An 18,927-nucleotide genomic window follows, 5' to 3' on the forward strand; every position below is an offset into this window, starting at 1 on the left:
TTTTTTAGAATTAAGACTCTACTAAGCTTAACTCTACAATCAATTAATGAAACAGAAAAAGTACGGAGTTAAAAATACCAAATCGTTCCTAATAATTCCTATTATTTCTAAGCTAGCTCTTTCTAGACGGAGTATTCTCCCGTTCTTTGAAAAAGCAACAAACGTTTAGAATTTGGATCTCTAGTTTTCGGGGTACATTATACTGACCCATCACTCTAAACCCAGACTTGGTACATTTCTAGCTAAGCCACCGCATAGCCTGTGTGTTGCCGAATGTGGGGTGGATGAAATGCCAGCACGATCTGATCTTTAGGGATGCCTGCGGCTACTAGTTCCTCGGTAATGCCGTGATCGATGCCATCATGGTGGATCCAGAGTTTTCGATCACGAAATTCGGCATGAAAGACAAGATTATGGATACGTCTTTTGCCCTCCCAGCCTTCGTTTATCACGATGAAATGATTGCGATCTTCACTGATAATCACAGTACTGGTGATGCCAGATTGACTCATCAGTGGTGTATATTGCGAAAGGATTTTATATACAACGTCGCGGTATTGATCTAGTGTATCCATTGGGTGATGATCTCCTGGATTTCATCAAAAACTAAGAGTCTAATATGACGGCTCTTGAGCGGAATTTGCACAATCGGTTCAGAGAAAAAAGACAGATGAACTGCCTCTCGAATGGCTAAGTAAAGCCGGCGCTCTGGATATTCCTGCGCGATGATGTCTTCGTAGAGAATGTACTGCCCAAGCGCATTTTCTAAATCTTTGACCAAAGATGGACTGATGAAGCTTTTCACCTCTACAGCAATCTTTTGGTTTCCCCGATCGGCGATGAGTAGCTTTTCAGCACCCAAATCAATAAACAGATCACGCCCACCAACTTCTAAAGACAAAGGATCGTCGGTAATCGTCCAACCGTCTTTAATCAGAGCCGTTTTAACAGTGTCATGGTAGAGATCTTTGGCAGGCATAAGGTAGCATCGGGCATCACTTCTAATTTTATTTTGATTCTGAGTCTCCAAGGTCGCTTCACTATGCTTAGGAATTACAGAATTCACCGTTCAACTTTAGGGGCCAAATGTAGAAGAACAACAGGCATGCTAGAGTATTGATAAAACTACTTTTATATGTCAGTACTTACTACTCTACAAGCCCAATTATGCGCTCGTCATTTGCTTGAATTGACTTGTAGATTGGCGTTGAAGGCTAAATTTTCTGGCTTGAAGTCGCCATAGTAGCGGGCGCGTGGGTAGAAAAATTGGTCCTTTTGATCTTCTTTGTCTGCCACAGATTTTAGGAAGGAATGGGTTGACCAGAGAAACCTAACCATTTAACTGAAGCTGGTTAATACCAGGTAATGGCAGGTTGGTTGATGAAAACAGGTAACCAAATCAGGTAGAACGGTACAAGAGGACGCCAGAACCGTGAGATGTAGCCTACGGAATTTGCAGCCCACAGTATGGTTGAATTCGCATACGAGCTTTAGTTTACTCTTGCTAGCTTTTGGCGTCTACATAAACAAAATTTGACTGCTGCACAGCATAGCTTAACAAAGCTGCAACCTAATGCTTTGACAGACTAATGTTCTGACAGACTTACCGTGCCTACAAGCTTGCGCTGATGGCCTGCTGGGCTAGCTCAATCGCGGCCTCTGGGTTTTGAGCCACTACAGCATAGACAGACAGTTCTTGAAAAAATGCCGCACAGGTCGCACTGACGTTAAGCAAAATCACCGGTTTTTGAGCCTTGAGCGCCAAAGCTACTTCTGAAGCAGTGCCACTGCCCATACCGCAGGCAATCACCACATGACTGCTGAGGATGTTGATCACATTGCGAGCATTGCCCATACCGGTTGGAATCACAATATCAACGGCTGCTGACACATCGGTGGTTTTGGAGTCGGGCAAAATGCCAATCGTTAACCCCTGCGCTTGTTTTGCACCGCGGCTGGCTGCATCCATCACTCCAACATTTCTACCGCCTGTGAGCAGAATCCAACCCTGCTGAGCAACTCGTTGTCCCAGTTCATAGGCTAGCTGCCGATCAGTAGCCGTGGCCTGTTCGCCTGGACCCATCACGCCTACAATAACCTGTCTCATCGCTCCTTTCCGACCCTCTAAGCTAAGCCCTGTGCTGTTCTATCATGATGCCGACTGAGATGCGCTGGGCAAACTGAAGGCAGATCGATTGATCATTCCTCTACAGCAACATTTCGTTTGGTTTACAATCTCCTGTCTCGACTGCTGTAATCCTTCCAGCCAACTTCAAGCCCAGGCTCTCAGATGATTAGGATAGAGTTTAAGCTACACCTGGACCGAGTTGTATAGATCAAGGCATCGATAAGCTTCATAAAAATTATAAAAATCGTATTGAATCCGGTTGAACCTATGTCTCGCAAAAACGAAACGCCTGTTCTCGTCCTTTCCCTATTGATTACCCTGGGACTAATTGGTGGTGCCGCCTGGTGGTTTACACGGGGGCTATTCTCTGGGCAGAACGGCGCTCAATCCAATTCATCGCTCAACTCTCAAACCGGCAATGGTCAGGCATCCTTTACCGACCGATCGAGTACAGGAACCAGGGTGCTTAACCCCCAATCTGCCGCCGCCGAGAAGTTGGCCGGTGCTCAAGCGATGGCCAATCGCAACTACACCCAGGCCGTAACAGACTTTGAGACCGCGCTGCAAACCAACCGCAACGATCCAGAAGCGCTGATCTATCTCAACAATGCCCGCATTGGTGATCAGAAAGCCTACACCATTGCTGTGTCTGTGCCGATGGCGACTTCTACCAATCCGGCCCTAGAGATCTTGCGTGGAGTAGCCCAAGCCCAAACCCAGGTGAATCAGGCTGGAGGCATGGGTGGCGTACCGCTCAAGGTAATGATCGTCAGTGATGATAACAATCCGACTGTGGCCCAGCAGATCGCTAGTGCGTTAGTCAAAGAAGCTGAAGTCTTGGGGGTAATCGGCCATTTTGGCAGTGAAGCCACTCTAGCTGCCGCTCCAATCTATGAACAGGGCAAGCTCGTGATGGTTTCTCCTACCAGCACATCAGTGCAGATTTCCAACGCAGGCAATTTCGTTTTTCGTACCGTACCCAGCGATCGCTTTACCGCAACGGCCCTATCTCGGCATCTCTTGAATAACCTAAGCAAACAAAATGCCGCGATTTACTACAACTCAGCCAGCGACTACAGCCGCTCCCTCAAGGATCCAGGTTTTCGGGTCGATGGTGGTAGGGACATAGGGTTCGGTGCCCGCATCTAGCCGCGATAGATCCAGCAGGTTATTGATCAGCGTAATTTCTCGCTGTCCCTCATCCTTGAGGATTTGCAAATAACGAAAGACCGATTCAGCCGTGGCCTCGGTTAGCCCGATCCGCTCCAGGCTCATCTCCAGAAGCTGGGTCGCCATTTTGATATTGGCCATTGGTGTCCGCAACTCGTGGGAAACGGTGCTGAGGAAGTCGTCCTTGATTCGGTGCAAATGTTCTAACTCCTTGACTTGGGCTTGGGACATTTGGTAAAGCCGCGATTGACGTAGAGCAATCGCGCACTGATTGGCCACCTGCTGCACCAAGCGAATTTCCTCTGGATTGAACCACCACTGATGCGATTTAAACAACCACAGATCACCCAGCACTCCCTGGTCATCGGTAACTGGACAGGCTAAACAAGCAAACCGAGCATCTTCACAAAAGTCCCGTAGCAGTGGCTGGGTGAGGCAAAACTGGGCGTACTGCCGTTGCAGCAACTGCTGATAAAGTTCTGGAACCCGGTCCATCGCCATTGATTTTCCCTCAGCTTTGGGATAGTCGGCGCAGAGATACTCGTAGTAAACCGTTGAGGTGCGAGTCTCCAGATTGTAGAGCGCCACATCACAGCCCTGAAGGCCCAGTTCCAGCGCTAGCTCTCGCACAACCGTTTGCAAGATTTGGGCTTCGTCAAGACTGTCCCGCACTTTTTCAGTAATCCGCCGCAGCAGATCTTCAAACTCCAGGGCTTGTCGCAGTTGGGCCGTCTGTTCGCGTACTTGAGTTTCTAAGGCAGTATTGGCAACCTCGATCTGCTGAAAGGAAAGACCAAGCGTTTCTGCCATTTGATTAAAGGCTTGTGCCGTGATCTGGATCTCCTGAATCGGCAGCACTTCCGGTACTCGTTGGTTCCGGTCCCCGTTCGCCACCGCTTGGCTGGCTTGGCTGAGTTGCTGCATAGGTTTAGCGATACAGCATCAAAAAATAGGCGCGTTTTTGCCTCAGATCTTCTAACATTAACTTTTCCTGATTGATGCCGTTGTTGAGTTTGGCTCAAGCCGCGCCCAACAGCAAACCAATCGGCAATTTCTGCCTTCTCGCCCTCTATGAACGCCATGAGTGAATCCAATGCAGCCGAAGTCATCTCTGTTGGTACAGAATTACTGCTCGGTGAAATCCTCAACACCAACGCTCAGTTTTTAGCGCAAGAGTTAGCCAGATTGGGGATTCCGCATTATTACCAGACCGTGGTCGGAGATAACATTCTGCGGCTACAAAAGGCAGTGGCGATTGGCTGCGAGCGGTCTCGGCTGCTAATTTTCACGGGCGGTTTGGGTCCCACCCCTGACGATCTCACCACCGAAGCCCTAGCTGATTTTTTTCAAGCCCGTTTGATTGAGCGAGCCGAGATTTTAGAAGACATTGCTCAAAAGTTTGCCCGTCGAGGTCGGCAGATGTCACCCAGTAACCGCAAGCAAGCTTTGATTCCAGAAGGAGCTGAGGTATTACCCAACCCAACCGGCAGCGCTCCTGGGATGATCTGGCAACCGCGGCCCGGATTGACCATCCTGACGTTTCCGGGCGTACCCAGCGAAATGCAGGTGATGTGGCGAGAAACTGCCGTGCCCTTTCTGCTCAGCCAGGGTTGGGGTGAAGCAGTTATCTACAGCCGCACCCTTCGGTTTTGGGGAATAGCGGAATCAACGCTGGCTGAAAAGGTATCTGCCCAGTTGGCGCTGCCAAATCCCACGGTGGCTCCCTATGCGGGCAAGGGCGAAGTGCGGTTGCGAATTTCTGCCAAAGCCAAAACCGAAGCCGAAGCAACGCAGCTGATTGCACCCATAGCTCAACAGATCCAGGAAACAGTCGGTCTAGATTATTACGGCAGCGATGATGACACCCTCGCCTCAGTGGTGGGCGCGTTACTCAAGCAGGCAAACCAAACCGTGGCCGTAGCAGAATCCTGTACCGGAGGTGGCTTGGGTCACCCGGTCTTCAATCAGACAATTGTGTCCCACATGCACGTAGGCCATCAGCAGGTTGTTGTTGCCGATGATGGTGGCTTCGCCTGCTCCCGTAGCCCGGTTGATCGTGACATATTCCCGAATCAAATTGTCATCCCCAATTTGCACCAAGCTAACGGCTCCGTCGTACTTCAAATCCTGGGGTTCAAGACCGATCGCCGCACCTGGAAAAATCTGATTGCGAGCACCAATTTCCGTCCAGCCGTCGATCACCGCATGGTGACCAATGACCGTACCGGGACCCACCTTGACCCGTTCTCCGATCACCGCATAAGCGCCAACCTGCACGGTGGGATGCAGTTCTGCACGGGGATGAATCACGGCGGTGGGATGAATCAGAGTAGTCAAGGGAACGCTTAGGAGAAACTAAGGGGTAGAAGTCAGGAGCTAGGAGAAACTAAGGGGTAGGGTATATGAGGGGCTGGGATAGCGTCAATCAAAGCGCAGGTGCAGATCGTGCATCGCCTAGCGATCGACCACCGAAAACATCAATTCCCCTTCGGCAGCGAGTTGACCGTCTACTTCAGCCCGACCCTGCATTTTGCCAAAGCGACGCCGTTTGATCGAAAGTAACTCGACGGTCATAATCAACTGGTCGCCAGGAATCACCGGACGCCGAAACCGCACCTTATCGATGCCTGCAAACATGAACAGGCCATTCTCAGGAAACTCCGGCATTTGAGTCAGCACAATTCCGCCCACTTGTGCCATTGCCTCAACAATCAGCACGCCCGGCATAATTGGACGACCGGGGAAATGACCTTGAAAATGCGGCTCGTTGACTGTCACATTTTTGATACCCACCGCCAGCTTTTCTGGAATATATTTGATGATTCGATCCACCAGCGAAAACGGATAGCGGTGGGGCAACAGACGCTGAATATCTTCGATCAGCAATACCGATTCTGAGTCATGAGATTGGGACTCGGGTGCATCGGGTGCTTCTAAATCAGGTACGGCAGTGTGGGCATCATAGTCATCCAGTTTTCCTTTCGCTGAAATTGCTGACGGTGCTAACGTTCGGTTTCATCTTCGGTTTCATCATAGTGGCATATCTGACTGCATCCGCTTCAGCCAACTGCCGTATCCGTCAGAATTTGTCGCACCTGATTGTGAGTTAGGGTGGGATTAGCGCTGAGCATCAGAGCAACGGTACCAGCCACATGGGGAGTCGCCATCGAGGTGCCACTGAGAAAACCGTAGGAATTACCGGGGAGAGTTGAATAAATTTGTACGCCTGGAGCCACCACATGCCGCAGCCGTGGACTACCTCCAGCCCGGTTAGAGAAGCGGGCAACTGAGCGCTCCCGGTTAACGGCACCAACCGACAAGCCATACTGGGTGGCATAGCGAGCGGGTGCTCCCGGACTCAATAAGCCTTCGTTGCCAGAGGCACTGACCGTAACTACGTTGCGTGAGGCAGCATAGGCTAAGGCACTCTGGAGTTGGGGAGAATCCGCACTGCCTAAACTGAGGTTGATGACCCGTGCTCCATTGTCCACAGCATAGCGAATCGCTTCCGGCAAACTGCCGCCATTCACAAACCAGCCATCTGCTACATCGCCCAACCGCAATGCCATGATTTTGGCATCGGGAGCAACGCCCGTATTGCCACTTCCATTATTTCTAGCAGCGATTGTGCCTGCTACATGGGTACCATGCTCCTGTCCAGAATTATTGGTACCGGGGGATACATTGGCGTTGTTTTGACCGATACCAAAATTCCAGCCGTTGATATCATCGATGTAACCATTCACATCGTTATCAACCCCATCACCAGCAATTTCATCCAAATTAATCCAAATATTGTCTCTCAAATCGGGATGGGTAATATCCACACCGGAATCAATCACCGCAACGGTGACTCCTTGGCCTGTAAATCCTCTGGCCCAAACATCCGGTGCCTGAACAGCATCTAAGTTCCAATTGTTGCCGCCAAAATCCGCGAGGCTAGCAAACCTCGGTGCATCAATTGATCTAGCAACTAAATTCATCAAAGCTGACGGGCGGTTCTAAAAAAGGCTCGCTCAGTTGTGCAGTCATTCCCTCACCTCTTGCGGTTGTTCAGAATTACGAACGAATATGAATGATTTGCCTGTTTCTGGCTTGTTTTCTGGCTTCGCTAATCGCTCTTGTTAGATAGCGACTAACCGCTGCTGTATCAGTCATCTCAATTTTGCGATAGCGATAGTTCCCACAGTAGGTTATCTAAGTAGGCTACCTCAATTTCTGCTCGCGAGTCTTCAATCTCTACCGTGACGCGATTTGCCACAAGCTCGTGCCCTTTGCAATGATTCATTCCCAGCTTACCTTGAGCTATCGAAGCGATCTTGTTTCCCTATGACGATACGCTTTCAACTGCTCGACGCACTGCTCAAATGTTAAACCATTCTTGAATACGGAAATAGACATTTATTTGGTTAATTCTGCATACAAAATGAAGCCAAAATCTTGATGGTTAAGATGATTGTAAGTCTGATGTTTTTGGAATAGTGCACTGAATTTTGAAAATTGTGAAGAATATTTGCAGTGGTGTGTTCAAGTGAATACAGAATCAAGTTTTTGGAGAAATTTGGATTTTATTGATGTGAACACTACAGAGGTTAATTGTTTCATCAAATAAAAAGCCCTCTACTAGGAGTCAAGTAGAGGGGGATAACTATTGACAAAGAAACGATTGTAAATACACCCACAGAAATCATTAGCCTTGCTGTCGAATTAACCTCACAATCTCATCTGCGAGGTTCCTTGCCCAGACTTGCTCAAAGGGACAGCTGACCTTAGCCTGTTCGCGTTGGAACTCGTGCCAGATGCAACTTTTAGAGGCTTCTGAACCTAGGACAAGCCCAATAGAGCTAGGCTCCAACGACTCAAGTTCTACGAAGTGTTGTAGAGTACACTGGTAATATCAGAGCAATGCCTGTTTGATATTGACTGTTTTGGTATTTTTGGTATTTACTGTAGGCCAGTTTTGAATCTGCAATCGGTGTGTTTATGTCATTGCCGAAACAGGCGGCGAAGTTACCCTGGTTGAGCTGTTCCAGATCGGCTTCCAAGAAAGCGGTTTTCGCGCAGGGCAGCAGCGGCTGGAAGTACTGCTTCTTCAGTTTGCTGCGCATCAGTTGGTCGAGCTTGCTTTGGGGAATGCCTTGGCCTTTTAGCAGTTCCTCATCGGAGAAGAAGCCCGCCTTGCACTCCATCTGCATGAATTGCTGGTCGCCAATAAAGCACTTGTGGGTAAAGGTGAACAGCAGCGTCTCGCCCATGCGGCTAAAGGAATGGGCCGTGACCTCGCAGCGCATGGTTTCGCCTTCTTTGGGCAAGCGGCCTGTAAAAGTAATCGTGCCGCCCAGCGCCCGGTACACCCGCTCGCCCTTGGTTTCAAAGTCAACCCCGATATAGCTCATCAAAAAGATGTTGGAGTGGGACGCTTCTACCGCTACGGCACAGGGCATATAGCCACCCGTGGTATACCAGGCTCCGTAGGGAATGTCATACTCGGTTTCGATAAAGCAATCTTCTAAACTGCCGCGTTTCGCCTCAAGTTTGGTGACGCGACTGATGAACAAATAGGGTGGCATTGGAATCCTTGTACAGCGCGGCAAGGCATCCACCATCTCGTACTCAGGACCAAACACCTTTGCTAGTTTGCCGCAGGCCACCTCTAGTACTTCAGCCTCATCGAAAATCACCTTAGCTGGCTTTGGTTGCGGCCGGGGTGATCGTTGAGCGGATTGCTGAGCGGATTGCTGAGCGGATGATTGAACCTGTTGAACCTGCTGGACTTGAGGTAACTGCTGAGCTTGCGGTACCGCTGGTGTAGTCGAGGCCGGCGTAACTGAAGACAACGACTGTTCCGTCAATTTTGTTTGCAGCAGCAGCAGTTCACCCAATTGGCGCAGGCCGTCTTGCCGTGCTTTCAGGAAGGCAACGTTGGTGGCTGTGAGCTGAGACTGGTGCTGAGTCAGCTTCTGTAACCCTTGGCTAATGGCCTGGAAGGCTGCGGCAAAGCTGGTTTACGGCACTGTAGGCATTGACTCCCTGGCCGGACCATCCGAGGTGCTGATCATCGCCGATAGTTCTGCCAATCCAGTGCATGTAGCGGCTGATCTACTCGCCCAAGCCGAACATGACCCGTTAGCTGCCGCCATTTTGCTGACCACCGATGCCGATTTGGCAATGAAGGTGGTAGCCGAGGTGAAGCAGCAGTTGATCAACCACCCGCGCCGGATGCTGACCGAAAAGGCGATTGCCCATTACGGTTTGGTAGTGGTGGTGGAATCGCTGGAGGTTGCGGCAGAACTCTCGAACGAATTTGCCCCAGAGCACTTGGAGCTGGAAATTGAGGATCCCTGGAGCCTGTTGGAAAAAATCCGCCATGCCGGAGCCATCTTCTTGGGCAACTCTACCCCGGAAGCGGTGGGCGACTATTTGGCCGGTCCCAATCACACGCTGCCAACATCGGGTTCGGCTCGCTATGCTTCAGCCCTAAGTGTAGAAACCTTTATTAAGAGTTCTAGCTTGATTCAGTACTCGCCCAAGGCGCTAGAGCGGGTGGCTTCGGCAATCGATATACTGGCAACCGCTGAGGGGCTACCCTCCCATGCCGATTCGGTCAGACTGAGGGTCCAAGACCCGGCAGAACTGGAACGGCTCGATGCCGAGATACCGACAGCGGAGTAGGATGCGGCGACAACTGGATTGGATCAATTTAAGGTGAGGGGGCGTCAATCGTGTTTAAGAAAATTCTGGTGGCTCTCGATGGTTCCGATCTATCAGAACAGATCATCGCGATGGTGCCCCAATTCCACCTCCAGTCCGACGCAACCGTGGTACTGGCCCATGTGATTATCAATCTAGGTGCCGATCCAGACATCGCCGTTGACCGCCCCCAAGCCGATACCGAAACGATCTCGCACCAACAGCTAGAAAAGCTGCAATACTACCAATCACTCTTACCCTGCCAAAGTGAGATCGAAATCGTTATGGGCGAGCCAGCCGAAGAAATTATCCGTTTGGTCCTTTATTGCTCGCCGTCAGGAACTCTTTGCAACGATTGAGACCAACCTGGCAACTCTGCAAACCCTACAAATTGACGCTCAAGCCAGCGAATATGGACAGCTTTTGAATCAAGCACTACAAATTGGCTTGAGTTTGCGCCATGAAATTAACCAGTGGAATGAACACTAGGCTATGCACCTAATTCACGCTCTTCTCTTCTTGTCGCATCCACTCAATGAGCGAAGTGCTCCTGATTGCTCTTTCTAGGTGTAATGTTGATATAACATCAGAGGTTTATTCAAGCAAAATGGAGCAGTAGGAATGGTATGGCCTATCGCAAGCGAGCAGTACCAGCAATAGCAAAAAGTCAGAGTTTTAGAAAAGCGATATTTGAAGCTGTATTCAACGAATCTACTGATGCGATTTTTCTGGTTGATACTGAAACAGGGCTAACGGTTGACTGTAACGAACGAGCTATAGAGCTGTTTGAAGCCAGTAGTAAAGAAGAGCTACTTGGGATTGAAGAACAAAGATTACAGAAACGGCCCTTTACCGACAAAGAACTCAAGATAATTGCTCTAACTCTTCGTGAACAAGGTTTTTGGTCTGGGGAAGTTGAGTGTGCAACAAAAACAGGAAAACTATTTTGGGGAAATCTAGCAGTTCGGCTAATCCAGAGTGCAGATAAGGCCATACATTGGGTGCAAATTGCAGATATTAGCAAGCGCAAGCGGGCAGAAAGACTGCTACAGCAAACCTACGATCAACTAGAACAACAAAATCATCACCTGCAAGCAGTTAATCGAGAGCTGCAAAATGCCCTTGAGGAAATTTCGGTTGCGGAAGAAGAGTTGAGAATTCAAAATGAGGAGCTAGAACGCCTCCGTCATCTAGCTGAACAAGAGCGGCGACGTTACCAGGATTTGTTTGATTTTGCCCCGGATGGCTATTTAGTAACTGATATATGTGGTTTGATTCAGGAAGCTAATCAGGCAATTGCTAATTTACTGGGGCGTCAGCGAACAAGGTTGGGCTGGGAGCCAAACTAGGAGAAGGGGTTGGCGGATTGGACTGGCGATTCTGAGATAAAAGCGCAATGGTAGCCAACGTTAAACCCACAATTGACGCTAAAATTACTCCAACCACAATCCCAGTTGCGGCACTGTTGTTCTCACGAGTTCGCCGCAGGTTTTCTCGCACTCGTTCTTCTTGCTGCGCTTCAGCATAGCCATTCCGATAGGCGATCTCATCGGATGTAGCGGGTCGGGTATGGATGGTTTCATCGGCAATTGGTGCAGGATTTGCATCAGGATTGGGCCGATTCAGATCAGGTCGATTAGAAAAATCATTTCCTCTAGTCATATGCAGTAAACCTCCAGTTATCTAAGCCAACATTAGGCTGTTCAAAATCCGGTCAAAATACATACGGTCAAAATACGAACTGTTCAAAACCGTTTTTCACAGCTCTAACTTAGCCACTCAACCGGCAAAATCCTGCTCTCCTTTAGATAGGGAATCTCTCTACCCTAGGAGATAAGTTAGTGACAAAATTAACTTGGCGGTGGCTGATCCATGGCTTGCTGCGACCATTGCATGATCTGCTCAAACTCGAATTCTTCGACCTTCAGCCTTAGCTCCTGTGCCAGAGCTGCGTGTTCCACAGGTAGAGATTGAATCAAGGCAACCAGGGTCTTTTCGTCGAGTTGAACAGCAGCTCGATATAGCTGTTCTAGCCAAGCTGAGGGCATGACTAGCAGAGCATCTGCCACCAAACTAGAGGGGTGTGAACGGCTGCTTGAAGGATTGCCTGGTAACCCAGAAGGATTATCCAATGAACTATCACTCGAACCATCTGCATCGGCATAACTCAATGGCTTGATGCAATCTCGATACGGTTGACCGAACGACTCAGTGAATAAATCACTCAATGATTCTAAGGATTCTGAAGCTGATTTTGCAGTAGATTCTGCCGCAGATTCGTCAAAGTTGGGCGGCCAAGGTTGGGATTCGAGGCGAGACAGGGCGAGAATGCGGTCAAAAAACATTATTGGCAGTCACCAACGTCGCAGTAGAACCTTCCCCATTGTAACGAGTTGCCGTAGGTGAATCGCAAGGGCTGTTGTGAAATCTTGACGGTGTGAAATCTTGCCTAGGCAGAATCGGGTAAATGCGCTAACTCAAAATCAAAACTTAACCCAAAATTCATCAGCTTCTGCCAAAAAGCAACGACCGCAAGCCATACTGGTATGGAACCAATCAATCCAGTTCTTCAGGGGCTTGACTGACCGGATCAACCTGTATTACGACCGTATGGTTAAACAGCGTTCTTCAGATCGGAATCAGCGCATGGGGTTAAGAAAATCTGTTACGCAGCAACGGGAATGGTCGTCTTTGACTCAGAACTTGCAGCAGGCGTTGCAGCAGCGACTACAAGCTCAACCGCTACAAATCCGCTGTGCGACACGCGATAAAGCTTTGCTGGTGCTGGCAGAACATTTGCTCCATATTGAACCAGAGCCAGAGCAGACGTTGCGCGATTTGGAGCTAACGGTTAAGGCACTGCTGCCAGATTTGCTGCGCACTGAATCGGATCTGCAGGGTTCTAAGCAGTTATCAGTACAACTATTTCTACGAATTGCTGGCTATCAGCAGCCATATGCATCTCGCAAATTCCGCTTTGAGCCAAGCGTTGAGCCAAGCGAATCTGAGGCCACAACACCGCGAATTATCAGAGGGACGTTTGAAGCACCGGTCAACCCAGTGGTTGAGCCAGTGTCTATGTTATCCAGCGAGTCGTTGGCTACGGAAGGCGTTGCAGAGCTAATCACCGAATCTGTAGCTGCACCAATCATTCAGCCAGATCCAGAAGTAGTGATTGTCTCACCTGATCCATCTGAAGATCTGACCAGTGAACCAGCCTACGGACTAGTTGATGAACCAACTTCCGTAGAAGCAAGTCTGCCCGAAACGATCGAGGCTGAACTGGCAATCGCTGAAGAACCTCCAGCGGAAACCTCGGCGGAAATCTCACAGGAAGCTCCCGAGGCAACCCACTGCGGATCAATCCAAATCAGCCGCTGATTCTGCCAAACCTCAGTACGAGAGCGCCATTCACCCGTCGCAAACCGTTCACCCCGCGCACTACGCCCCAAGCGAGTAATCTCCCAACCCAGCCAATTGGCTTGATCGGCCAAGTCTACCCGCAACTGCTGGCGATACCGGGCACCGTCAAATACAATCGTTTCCTGTGGCAACCATTCTAAGCAAGCACCGGAGGCAACTCGGATTTGGGTGGTCTGCTGGGCTTCTAGACCGTTACTGCGATAGACCTTAGTGGCGGCAGCCGTCGTCAGTAAAGCGTGGGACTTGGGTTCCACCTGTACCTGCACAGCAAGCTGGTCTCCGCCCACAATTCCACCTGCCGTATGCAGCATGACGCTATGGCAGATTGAGTCTCCTTCTGGGTAAAACGGTCGCTGCCCCTTAAGCGGAGCCTGAACCCGACTGCGGCTAAGAATGGTTTTGCTGTCGCGGCGTTCAAATTCCAGAGATAGGCTACCTCGCCATGCTCGCTGAGTTGAAGCGGGCTGTGGCTCTGCTGAATCAATTGGAAGCGGTTGATTAATCAAAGTGGGATTTCATTCGTAGGTTCTGAAATCCCAGCATATCGCTCTGGAAGTTAAAAAAAGCTGAATAGTTGTGTTAGTTGTCTTACAGCCTTTTCCAGGCTAATGAAGTACAAAAATTGGGGTGCAGGGGCTGTGCCCCTGTGTGGGAGCGAAGCCCCCACACCCCCTATACCTTACGTGGGTGAAAAACGCTGTAAGCAACTAGCCGACTAAAACTTGCCGTTTAAAACGGCCTGAAATCGCTTGTTTTTGCGCAAGCTTTCCAGATCAGGGTCGGTTTTAGCAGCGGGCAAATAGCGGCTAGGATTGAGCCGAATCGCCTCAGCCAGATGATCGACTGCTAGAGCAGTTTTACCTTCGCAGGCGTAGCAGTAGCCTTTGTTGTAGATCCCGTTGGCATGATCGGGTTTGATCTTGAGCGACTGATCGGCAGGATTGAAATGCGCTCCACTAATGTGACCAAGGGCATAAATCAGCGCTGCAACTACAGATCCGAACACAAAACTGATACCCAGATGAGTAACTGCACCATCGCTGATTCGATTGACCATGACGGCACCTGTTCCAGCAAATACTAAAACAAATGTACCGATACCTTCTGCGATAGCTTCTGGAGATGTAAACAATTTCATGCTGGTTTTCTACTGGCCGATTTCCTTCACTAATACAGATAACTATGCCTGATTCAGTAATTATCTAAGAAACATCCTACTTCTTCGTCTGTAAAACCAGACATGATTTCCGTCTTCTCCAATCGATTACCCATTTGTCTTTTAAAGTGACTGTTCCTTTTGCAGCACCTCTTTGATGGTCAGGTAAGGCTGGGGTTTACCTTCATAAGCGGTGCCATACTCGCCTTTATAGAGGTGAACTGCCCCAATCTCATAGGCATCTCCCGGCATCGGAATATAGTTAACCGACTCAACAATCTGCTGAGCATTGACCATGTAGAAAGTGACAAAATCGCGCAGATTCACGTTCTGCTGCGAGGCTCGACCATTGACATAGATAAACAGCGGACGAGATAGCGGCACATAGGTAGCGTTCTCCACAGCTTCGCGGGAGGGAGCAACGGCTTGATTGGCCTGAGCTTGTATGTCGTCTTGAACCGCAACGGCTTTTAGTTTGTCCTGATTGCGCTCAAAGTAGGAGAAACCGAAAAATCCGAGGGCGTTTGGATCGCTGGCTACACCCTGCACCAAAACATCATCATCTTCACTGCTGGGGAAGTCAGGACGCAGATCTGACCCGCCGGTAATCACCTCAGCGAAGTAGTCATAGGTGCCTGAATCGGTGCCTGCTCCATAGAGCTTGAGGGGACGATCGGGAAAATCAGGGCGAATCTGGTTCCAGTTGGTGATTTTGCCCTGGGCGACCGGTTCCCACATCTTTTTCAGTTCCGACACCGTTAAGGTTTGTGCCCAGGTGTTTTCAGGATGGGGAGCAGAGACGGCTGTTAGCTGTAGGGCATTAAAGAAAGCCACCAGCACAAAGGCCATGATCAGCCAGAAAACAGCCGTACCAATCCATTTTTCAATGGGAATTCTATTCTCGGCTCCCCGACCCCCGCCGGCCCATGCCGCAATGCGGTTGTCAAAATCGGTTCGTTTCAGCAACCCTTGCACCACAGCGGCCACGATCAAGGCAACAAGCCAGCCAATGATCAAAATCGCAATGGCACCTAGCAAGTTAGGCAGAAACGCAGCCAAGCTAGAAAGAAACTGTCCAGTTGTATTCACTGTGACTTCAATCGGGTTTGCCTGAGCCAACGTAGGGGGAAGTTGTGCTCTGGCTGGTCCCAGTCCACAGGTGACGCACCAAATAGAATTCATGATCGTCTTCGTAAGAAATTACAAGTTTGGGCTTGTGAAAAAATATCTCTGAGTCTGGTGAAAAAGTCAGGTAGTAACGAAAATAAACTGCTTTAGGGGAAATACATCGTCTGCGGCAATACGAAATGCCTTCTAGTTCGGCATCTCGGGCTGACATTTAGACGTAAGACTGAGTTAGTAGGTCAAGTAAGTTAGCAGTTTGGTGATTAATTCAGGTCACTTAAAGAATAAAGTTCCTGGAGAGAGTTTTGAAGAGCGTGCAAATGGTTTGTAACAATTACAAATAGCCAGTGCAAATCCCAGTGCAAATCCCAGAAGCAGAAATGAGGTCCAGTAGCTGTCGATGAGAGCGCTTCGCAGTCAGCACTGCCCTGCGGCTGATCATCCATCTACCCTTTTCAAATAGGTCCTCCTTACACTCTGCTTGACTGCTAGAGTACAGGAAACCAATGTGAAAAAAAATTAACTTTTCGATGTCAATGCAGGTGTTTGAACAATCGATTCACATCAAAGCCAGCGCCACAGCTGTTGAGCAGTGCTTTACCGATCTAGCTCTGATGCACCGTTGGTTAAATCCAGTGCTGCGCTGCGAACCCATCGGTGATTGGAACACGGTCATGACTTTCAACAGGACCTTTAGGTCAACGGCCTGCTGGTCAACAGGGTCAACCAGTTCAACTTCGGAGTCATGAAAGTCAGCCGTAAAATGGCTTGTTTCTGTGACGGCAAAAACCGGTAGATGAAAACTGAATGTAGTGCCTTGGCCTAATGCGCTACGAACGGATAGCTGACTGCCTATTAATCGGGCCAATCTCTGGCTAATTGCCAATCCCAAGCCTACTCCCTCTGAGATTTGCTTCCCAGCCTGGGTCTGAGTAAAGGCTTCAAAAATGCTTTCTTGGTCCGCTAGAGCAATGCCAATCCCCGTGTCTTCTACTTCAAACTTGAGGATTACTTCTTGATGATTCATCTGCTCGGCTGCTTGACAGTAGAGTGATTCTGGATCAGATTCTACTGACACCTGCAGCACCACCCCTCCTTTGTGGGTAAATTTAATCGCATTCGTGAGCAAATTAATCAAAATCTGTCGTAGTTTTTGTTCATCAGCAATCACCAATCTAGGAACATTTGCGTCAATTTTTAATAGCAGTTTCAAACCTTTATTGGTAACCTTTTGATAAACCATACCCCTGATTGTCTGAAGCATAAACAGCAAGTCAATCTCAGTTTCATTTAGATTTACGTAACCAGCTTCTATTTTTGATAAATCTAAAATATCGTTAATTAAATTCAGAAGGTGATCACCACTGCGTTCGATAATTTCTAACGTCTCTTGCTGCTCTCGACTGAGCAGCGGATTATGGCTCATCAATTGCGTAAAGCCAAGGATAGCATTCAGAGGAGTCCGCAGTTCATGGCTCATATTTGCCAAAAATCTGCTTTTGGCCTGATTTGCGATCTCCGCTTCTTCTTTCGCTTTCTGCAGGGCTAGTTCAATCTGTTTGCGCTGAGTAATGTCTCGAATAGACCAACGGATTCCACTCATTTTTCCAGCAGAATCGGCAATGGTGGTGACCGTAATTGCGACCGGAATAGGTTCAGTTGTAAGCGGCTTCAGTCTGAGTCGCAAGTGCGTCTGAAGATTGCTCAGACATGATCCTAAATTGCCTCAATCGGCCTGTTCAGATTAATTTGCCCAGACTAAGTTTGCCCAAATTAAGCCTAATCCAACCCACTCATCCTAACTAGGGCTAAAAACTGCAAGTGACCAAACGTCTTGGATTACTCGTTCTTGCTAGCGCTGCCAATAGGTCAGCTCTAGCAATCAGACTTATCAATCAGGTTCGGGAGTGCTAACGAGACGCCAGCAACGGGCCGATGTTCGCACTCTATCCAATCAGGTTGAGTAACGTAATAACTGCTTGTTGCTATCGTTCCTCACTATCGTACTGACCGGTGGTCAGAAAAATTAGCTGGGGTCAACGAGTATGCGATTGTCAAATTTCGCTGTAGGGCATGCTATTGGCACGGGTATCCACAGTCTAAATTTGCTCTCTCCATACATATTAGGAAAACTAGCACTTCTACGGCCACTCCATACAAGAGTTGAAACTTGACTACAAAATCTTTACAGAATTCTAGAACCGGCGGTAGGCCGAGCTTTAGGACGGCTGAACGTGGTAGAACTGGCGATTTTGTAACTGGGTAATACCGACGGCACAGGTGAGGTCATATTGCAGTGGCGTCACCGTAATGTAGTTTTGCCGAATCGCTTGAACATCGGTGGGAAGTTGTTGAAACCAAGCCAAATCCAGATTAACTCCCTTGAGCTTAAAGGCTTCTACCGATTCCAGCTCGGGTTCAGCACTGTCTTCAATCACTTCACCGGCCAGCCAGTAGTAGGTTTTGCCCCTCGGATCAACTCGCTTTTCAAACTGGTCAAAGTAGCGCCGTACGCCTTGACGGGTAATCACCACACCGGCGATTTCCGCCTCACTCACTGCGGGAACATTGACATTCAGCAGCGTCGCTTGAGGCAGAGGGCCATGGCTGAGCTGTTCGAGCAGCATTTTGGCGAAATTGGCCGCCGGTTGAAAATCCTGGGCGGAGAAGCTAGTCAGACTGAAGGCAATGCGCAAGTCTGAATTGTGATTAGTCATTGATTAAGTAGGTGAGCATAATTAAATATAAAACCCAAAACCCTGCGCAGCGGGCGCTGCAGGGTTTTGAATCTGGTTTTTAATTATGCCGAGGTACTTAGTCATTGATTAGTCATTGAGATTAGAAATTGTCCTCCTTGGAACTGTAGTTGACTCCATCTTTCAGGAACGTAATTTTCTTCACTATTCTGCCTCAGTTGTATACCTACAACGTTCACTGAATTTAGCCCCTTTGCTAGCTCAGCTTTTCAGCATTAATTCACCCTAGCTTTACCTCAGGAATTTTATGTTGCTCTACATTTATTTTTTGGAAATTTTTGTTCCGGCCAAACAGGAGCCTACCCAATCCCGCTCCAAGTCTGACTGCCAATCCAACTCAAATTCCGCTGCTGCCCTGGCCGCTCGCAAGCGCCAATCCACTCAAGCAGTAACCAAACAGCTGCATGAATTAAAGTCCAACTATTCGCTGGAGCGCCGCCTCTTCTGGTGAAACTCCAGATATTCAGGAGCAATTTAAC

Annotated in this window: 21 protein-coding genes and 2 pseudogenes; 7 read left to right on the top strand and 16 right to left on the bottom strand. The window is 49.0% G+C overall.

Annotated elements, in window-relative coordinates; all coding sequences use genetic code 11:
• Positions 1–242: 242 nt before the first annotated feature.
• From JVX88_RS37700 to JVX88_RS37710, 3 genes are all read right to left on the bottom strand, one after another.
• The gene (locus tag JVX88_RS37700; protein WP_211624453.1) at positions 243–575 is read right to left on the bottom strand and encodes a XisI protein; all 333 of its coding nucleotides are present in this window, start codon (positions 573–575) and stop codon (positions 243–245) included.
• The gene (locus tag JVX88_RS37705) at positions 563–1,066 is read right to left on the bottom strand and encodes a XisH family protein (RefSeq protein WP_263975449.1); all 504 of its coding nucleotides are present in this window, start codon (positions 1,064–1,066) and stop codon (positions 563–565) included. Before JVX88_RS37705 ends, JVX88_RS37700 begins: the two co-directional genes overlap by 13 nt.
• 546 nt (positions 1,067–1,612) lie before the next feature.
• Complete coding sequence (locus JVX88_RS37710) at positions 1,613–2,107, bottom strand: TIGR00725 family protein (protein WP_211624455.1); 495 nt, start codon at positions 2,105–2,107, stop codon at positions 1,613–1,615.
• 288 nt (positions 2,108–2,395) lie between these two features.
• On the opposite strand from JVX88_RS37710, the gene JVX88_RS37715 reads away from it, so the two are divergent.
• Positions 2,396–3,277 carry an ABC transporter substrate-binding protein gene (locus tag JVX88_RS37715; RefSeq protein ID WP_211624457.1) on the top strand — a complete coding sequence of 294 codons (882 nt, stop codon included), beginning with the start codon at positions 2,396–2,398 and terminating at the stop codon, positions 3,275–3,277.
• On the opposite strand, the gene JVX88_RS37720 is transcribed toward JVX88_RS37715, so the two are convergent.
• Complete coding sequence (locus tag JVX88_RS37720; RefSeq protein WP_211624459.1) at positions 3,191–4,222, bottom strand: histidine kinase dimerization/phospho-acceptor domain-containing protein; 1,032 nt, start codon at positions 4,220–4,222, stop codon at positions 3,191–3,193. The genes JVX88_RS37715 and JVX88_RS37720 overlap by 87 nt on opposite strands.
• Positions 4,223–4,378: 156 nt before the next feature.
• Here JVX88_RS37720 and JVX88_RS37725 point away from each other — a divergent pair.
• Positions 4,379–5,230 (top strand): annotated as a pseudogene (locus tag JVX88_RS37725) (CinA family nicotinamide mononucleotide deamidase-related protein); the annotation flags it as partial.
• On the opposite strand, the gene JVX88_RS44900 reads toward JVX88_RS37725, so the two are convergent.
• The 4 genes from JVX88_RS44900 to JVX88_RS37740 all read right to left on the bottom strand — a co-directional run bounded on the left by JVX88_RS44900 (position 5,186) and on the right by JVX88_RS37740 (position 9,180).
• On the bottom strand, positions 5,186–5,608 hold the full coding sequence (locus JVX88_RS44900) for a hypothetical protein (RefSeq protein ID WP_410503824.1): 423 nt from the start codon (positions 5,606–5,608) through the stop codon (positions 5,186–5,188). The pseudogene JVX88_RS37725 and the gene JVX88_RS44900 sit on opposite strands and share 45 nt — an antisense overlap.
• 144 nt (positions 5,609–5,752) lie before the next feature.
• Positions 5,753–6,184: a 3-hydroxyacyl-ACP dehydratase FabZ gene (gene fabZ, locus JVX88_RS37730; RefSeq protein ID WP_211624463.1), complete on the bottom strand. Its 432-nt coding sequence runs from the start codon at positions 6,182–6,184 to the stop codon at positions 5,753–5,755.
• Positions 6,185–6,357: 173 nt separating this feature from the next.
• Positions 6,358–7,281, bottom strand: coding sequence for a S8 family peptidase (locus tag JVX88_RS37735; RefSeq protein WP_211624465.1), 924 nt, complete (start codon positions 7,279–7,281; stop codon positions 6,358–6,360).
• Positions 7,282–8,157: 876 nt separating this feature from the next.
• The gene (locus tag JVX88_RS37740; RefSeq protein WP_211624467.1) at positions 8,158–9,180 is read right to left on the bottom strand and encodes a hypothetical protein; all 1,023 of its coding nucleotides are present in this window, start codon (positions 9,178–9,180) and stop codon (positions 8,158–8,160) included.
• Between the two features lie 94 nt (positions 9,181–9,274).
• Between JVX88_RS37740 and hisD the strand changes: the two genes are divergently transcribed.
• The 3 genes from hisD to JVX88_RS37755 all read left to right on the top strand — a co-directional run bounded on the left by hisD (position 9,275) and on the right by JVX88_RS37755 (position 11,337).
• Positions 9,275–9,970 carry a histidinol dehydrogenase gene (gene hisD / locus JVX88_RS37745; protein WP_317134606.1) on the top strand — a complete coding sequence of 232 codons (696 nt, stop codon included), beginning with the start codon at positions 9,275–9,277 and terminating at the stop codon, positions 9,968–9,970.
• 50 nt (positions 9,971–10,020) lie between these two features.
• Complete coding sequence (locus JVX88_RS37750) at positions 10,021–10,347, top strand: universal stress protein (RefSeq protein ID WP_211624469.1); 327 nt, start codon at positions 10,021–10,023, stop codon at positions 10,345–10,347.
• Between the two features lie 267 nt (positions 10,348–10,614).
• Positions 10,615–11,337, top strand: coding sequence for a PAS domain S-box protein (locus JVX88_RS37755; RefSeq protein WP_211624471.1), 723 nt, complete (start codon positions 10,615–10,617; stop codon positions 11,335–11,337).
• Here the strand turns inward: JVX88_RS37755 and JVX88_RS37760 are convergent.
• The 6 genes from JVX88_RS37760 to JVX88_RS37785 all read right to left on the bottom strand — a co-directional run bounded on the left by JVX88_RS37760 (position 11,288) and on the right by JVX88_RS37785 (position 15,749).
• On the bottom strand, positions 11,288–11,650 hold the full coding sequence (locus JVX88_RS37760; RefSeq protein ID WP_211624473.1) for a hypothetical protein: 363 nt from the start codon (positions 11,648–11,650) through the stop codon (positions 11,288–11,290). The genes JVX88_RS37755 and JVX88_RS37760 overlap by 50 nt on opposite strands.
• 188 nt (positions 11,651–11,838) lie before the next feature.
• Positions 11,839–12,333, bottom strand: coding sequence for a hypothetical protein (locus tag JVX88_RS37765; RefSeq protein ID WP_211624475.1), 495 nt, complete (start codon positions 12,331–12,333; stop codon positions 11,839–11,841).
• A 600-nt stretch (positions 12,334–12,933) separates the two neighbouring features.
• Positions 12,934–13,140 carry a hypothetical protein gene (locus JVX88_RS37770; RefSeq protein WP_211624477.1) on the bottom strand — a complete coding sequence of 69 codons (207 nt, stop codon included), beginning with the start codon at positions 13,138–13,140 and terminating at the stop codon, positions 12,934–12,936.
• 66 nt (positions 13,141–13,206) lie between these two features.
• The gene (locus JVX88_RS37775) at positions 13,207–13,917 is read right to left on the bottom strand and encodes an urease accessory protein UreD (protein WP_263975450.1); all 711 of its coding nucleotides are present in this window, start codon (positions 13,915–13,917) and stop codon (positions 13,207–13,209) included.
• A gap of 209 nt (positions 13,918–14,126) precedes the next feature.
• Complete coding sequence (locus JVX88_RS43790; RefSeq protein WP_263975451.1) at positions 14,127–14,549, bottom strand: TPR end-of-group domain-containing protein; 423 nt, start codon at positions 14,547–14,549, stop codon at positions 14,127–14,129.
• Positions 14,550–14,690: 141 nt separating this feature from the next.
• Positions 14,691–15,749, bottom strand: coding sequence for a mechanosensitive ion channel family protein (locus tag JVX88_RS37785; RefSeq protein WP_211624480.1), 1,059 nt, complete (start codon positions 15,747–15,749; stop codon positions 14,691–14,693).
• A 479-nt stretch (positions 15,750–16,228) separates the two neighbouring features.
• Between JVX88_RS37785 and JVX88_RS43795 the strand changes: the two genes are divergently transcribed.
• Positions 16,229–16,441, top strand: a complete 213-nt coding sequence (locus tag JVX88_RS43795; RefSeq protein WP_317134607.1) for an SRPBCC family protein — start codon at positions 16,229–16,231, stop codon at positions 16,439–16,441.
• 50 nt (positions 16,442–16,491) lie between these two features.
• On the opposite strand, the pseudogene JVX88_RS37790 reads toward JVX88_RS43795, so the two are convergent.
• Positions 16,492–17,295, bottom strand: a pseudogene (locus JVX88_RS37790) (sensor histidine kinase); the annotation flags it as partial.
• Positions 17,296–17,911: 616 nt separating this feature from the next.
• Positions 17,912–18,409: a 5'/3'-nucleotidase SurE gene (gene surE, locus JVX88_RS37795; RefSeq protein ID WP_211624484.1), complete on the bottom strand. Its 498-nt coding sequence runs from the start codon at positions 18,407–18,409 to the stop codon at positions 17,912–17,914.
• Positions 18,410–18,695: 286 nt separating this feature from the next.
• Here surE and JVX88_RS37800 point away from each other — a divergent pair, with 286 nt between their 5' ends.
• On the top strand, positions 18,696–18,899 hold the full coding sequence (locus JVX88_RS37800) for a hypothetical protein (protein ID WP_211624486.1): 204 nt from the start codon (positions 18,696–18,698) through the stop codon (positions 18,897–18,899).
• Positions 18,900–18,927: the final 28 nt, after the last annotated feature.

The sequence above is a fragment of the Leptolyngbya sp. 7M genome (assembly GCF_018128485.1).

What these genes read in the sequence shown, in the direction of transcription:
- JVX88_RS37700 (WP_211624453.1), bottom strand. Translation starts at nt 575, where the DNA reads ATGGATACACTAGATCAATACCGCGACGTTGTATATAAAATCCTTTCG.
- JVX88_RS37710 (WP_211624455.1), bottom strand. Translation starts at nt 2,107, where the DNA reads ATGAGACAGGTTATTGTAGGCGTGATGGGTCCAGGCGAACAGGCCACG.
- JVX88_RS37715 (WP_211624457.1), top strand. Translation starts at nt 2,396, where the DNA reads ATGTCTCGCAAAAACGAAACGCCTGTTCTCGTCCTTTCCCTATTGATT.
- JVX88_RS37720 (WP_211624459.1), bottom strand. Translation starts at nt 4,222, where the DNA reads ATGCAGCAACTCAGCCAAGCCAGCCAAGCGGTGGCGAACGGGGACCGG.
- JVX88_RS37735 (WP_211624465.1), bottom strand. Translation starts at nt 7,281, where the DNA reads ATGAATTTAGTTGCTAGATCAATTGATGCACCGAGGTTTGCTAGCCTC.
- hisD (WP_317134606.1), top strand. Translation starts at nt 9,275, where the DNA reads ATGGCCTGGAAGGCTGCGGCAAAGCTGGTTTACGGCACTGTAGGCATT.
- JVX88_RS37755 (WP_211624471.1), top strand. Translation starts at nt 10,615, where the DNA reads ATGGCCTATCGCAAGCGAGCAGTACCAGCAATAGCAAAAAGTCAGAGT.
- JVX88_RS37760 (WP_211624473.1), bottom strand. Translation starts at nt 11,650, where the DNA reads ATGACTAGAGGAAATGATTTTTCTAATCGACCTGATCTGAATCGGCCC.
- JVX88_RS37765 (WP_211624475.1), bottom strand. Translation starts at nt 12,333, where the DNA reads ATGTTTTTTGACCGCATTCTCGCCCTGTCTCGCCTCGAATCCCAACCT.
- JVX88_RS37770 (WP_211624477.1), bottom strand. Translation starts at nt 13,140, where the DNA reads ATGATTGGTGCAGCTACAGATTCGGTGATTAGCTCTGCAACGCCTTCC.
- JVX88_RS43790 (WP_263975451.1), bottom strand. Translation starts at nt 14,549, where the DNA reads ATGAAATTGTTTACATCTCCAGAAGCTATCGCAGAAGGTATCGGTACA.
- JVX88_RS37785 (WP_211624480.1), bottom strand. Translation starts at nt 15,749, where the DNA reads ATGAATTCTATTTGGTGCGTCACCTGTGGACTGGGACCAGCCAGAGCA.
- JVX88_RS43795 (WP_317134607.1), top strand. Translation starts at nt 16,229, where the DNA reads ATGCAGGTGTTTGAACAATCGATTCACATCAAAGCCAGCGCCACAGCT.
- surE (WP_211624484.1), bottom strand. Translation starts at nt 18,409, where the DNA reads ATGACTAATCACAATTCAGACTTGCGCATTGCCTTCAGTCTGACTAGC.
- JVX88_RS37800 (WP_211624486.1), top strand. Translation starts at nt 18,696, where the DNA reads ATGTTGCTCTACATTTATTTTTTGGAAATTTTTGTTCCGGCCAAACAG.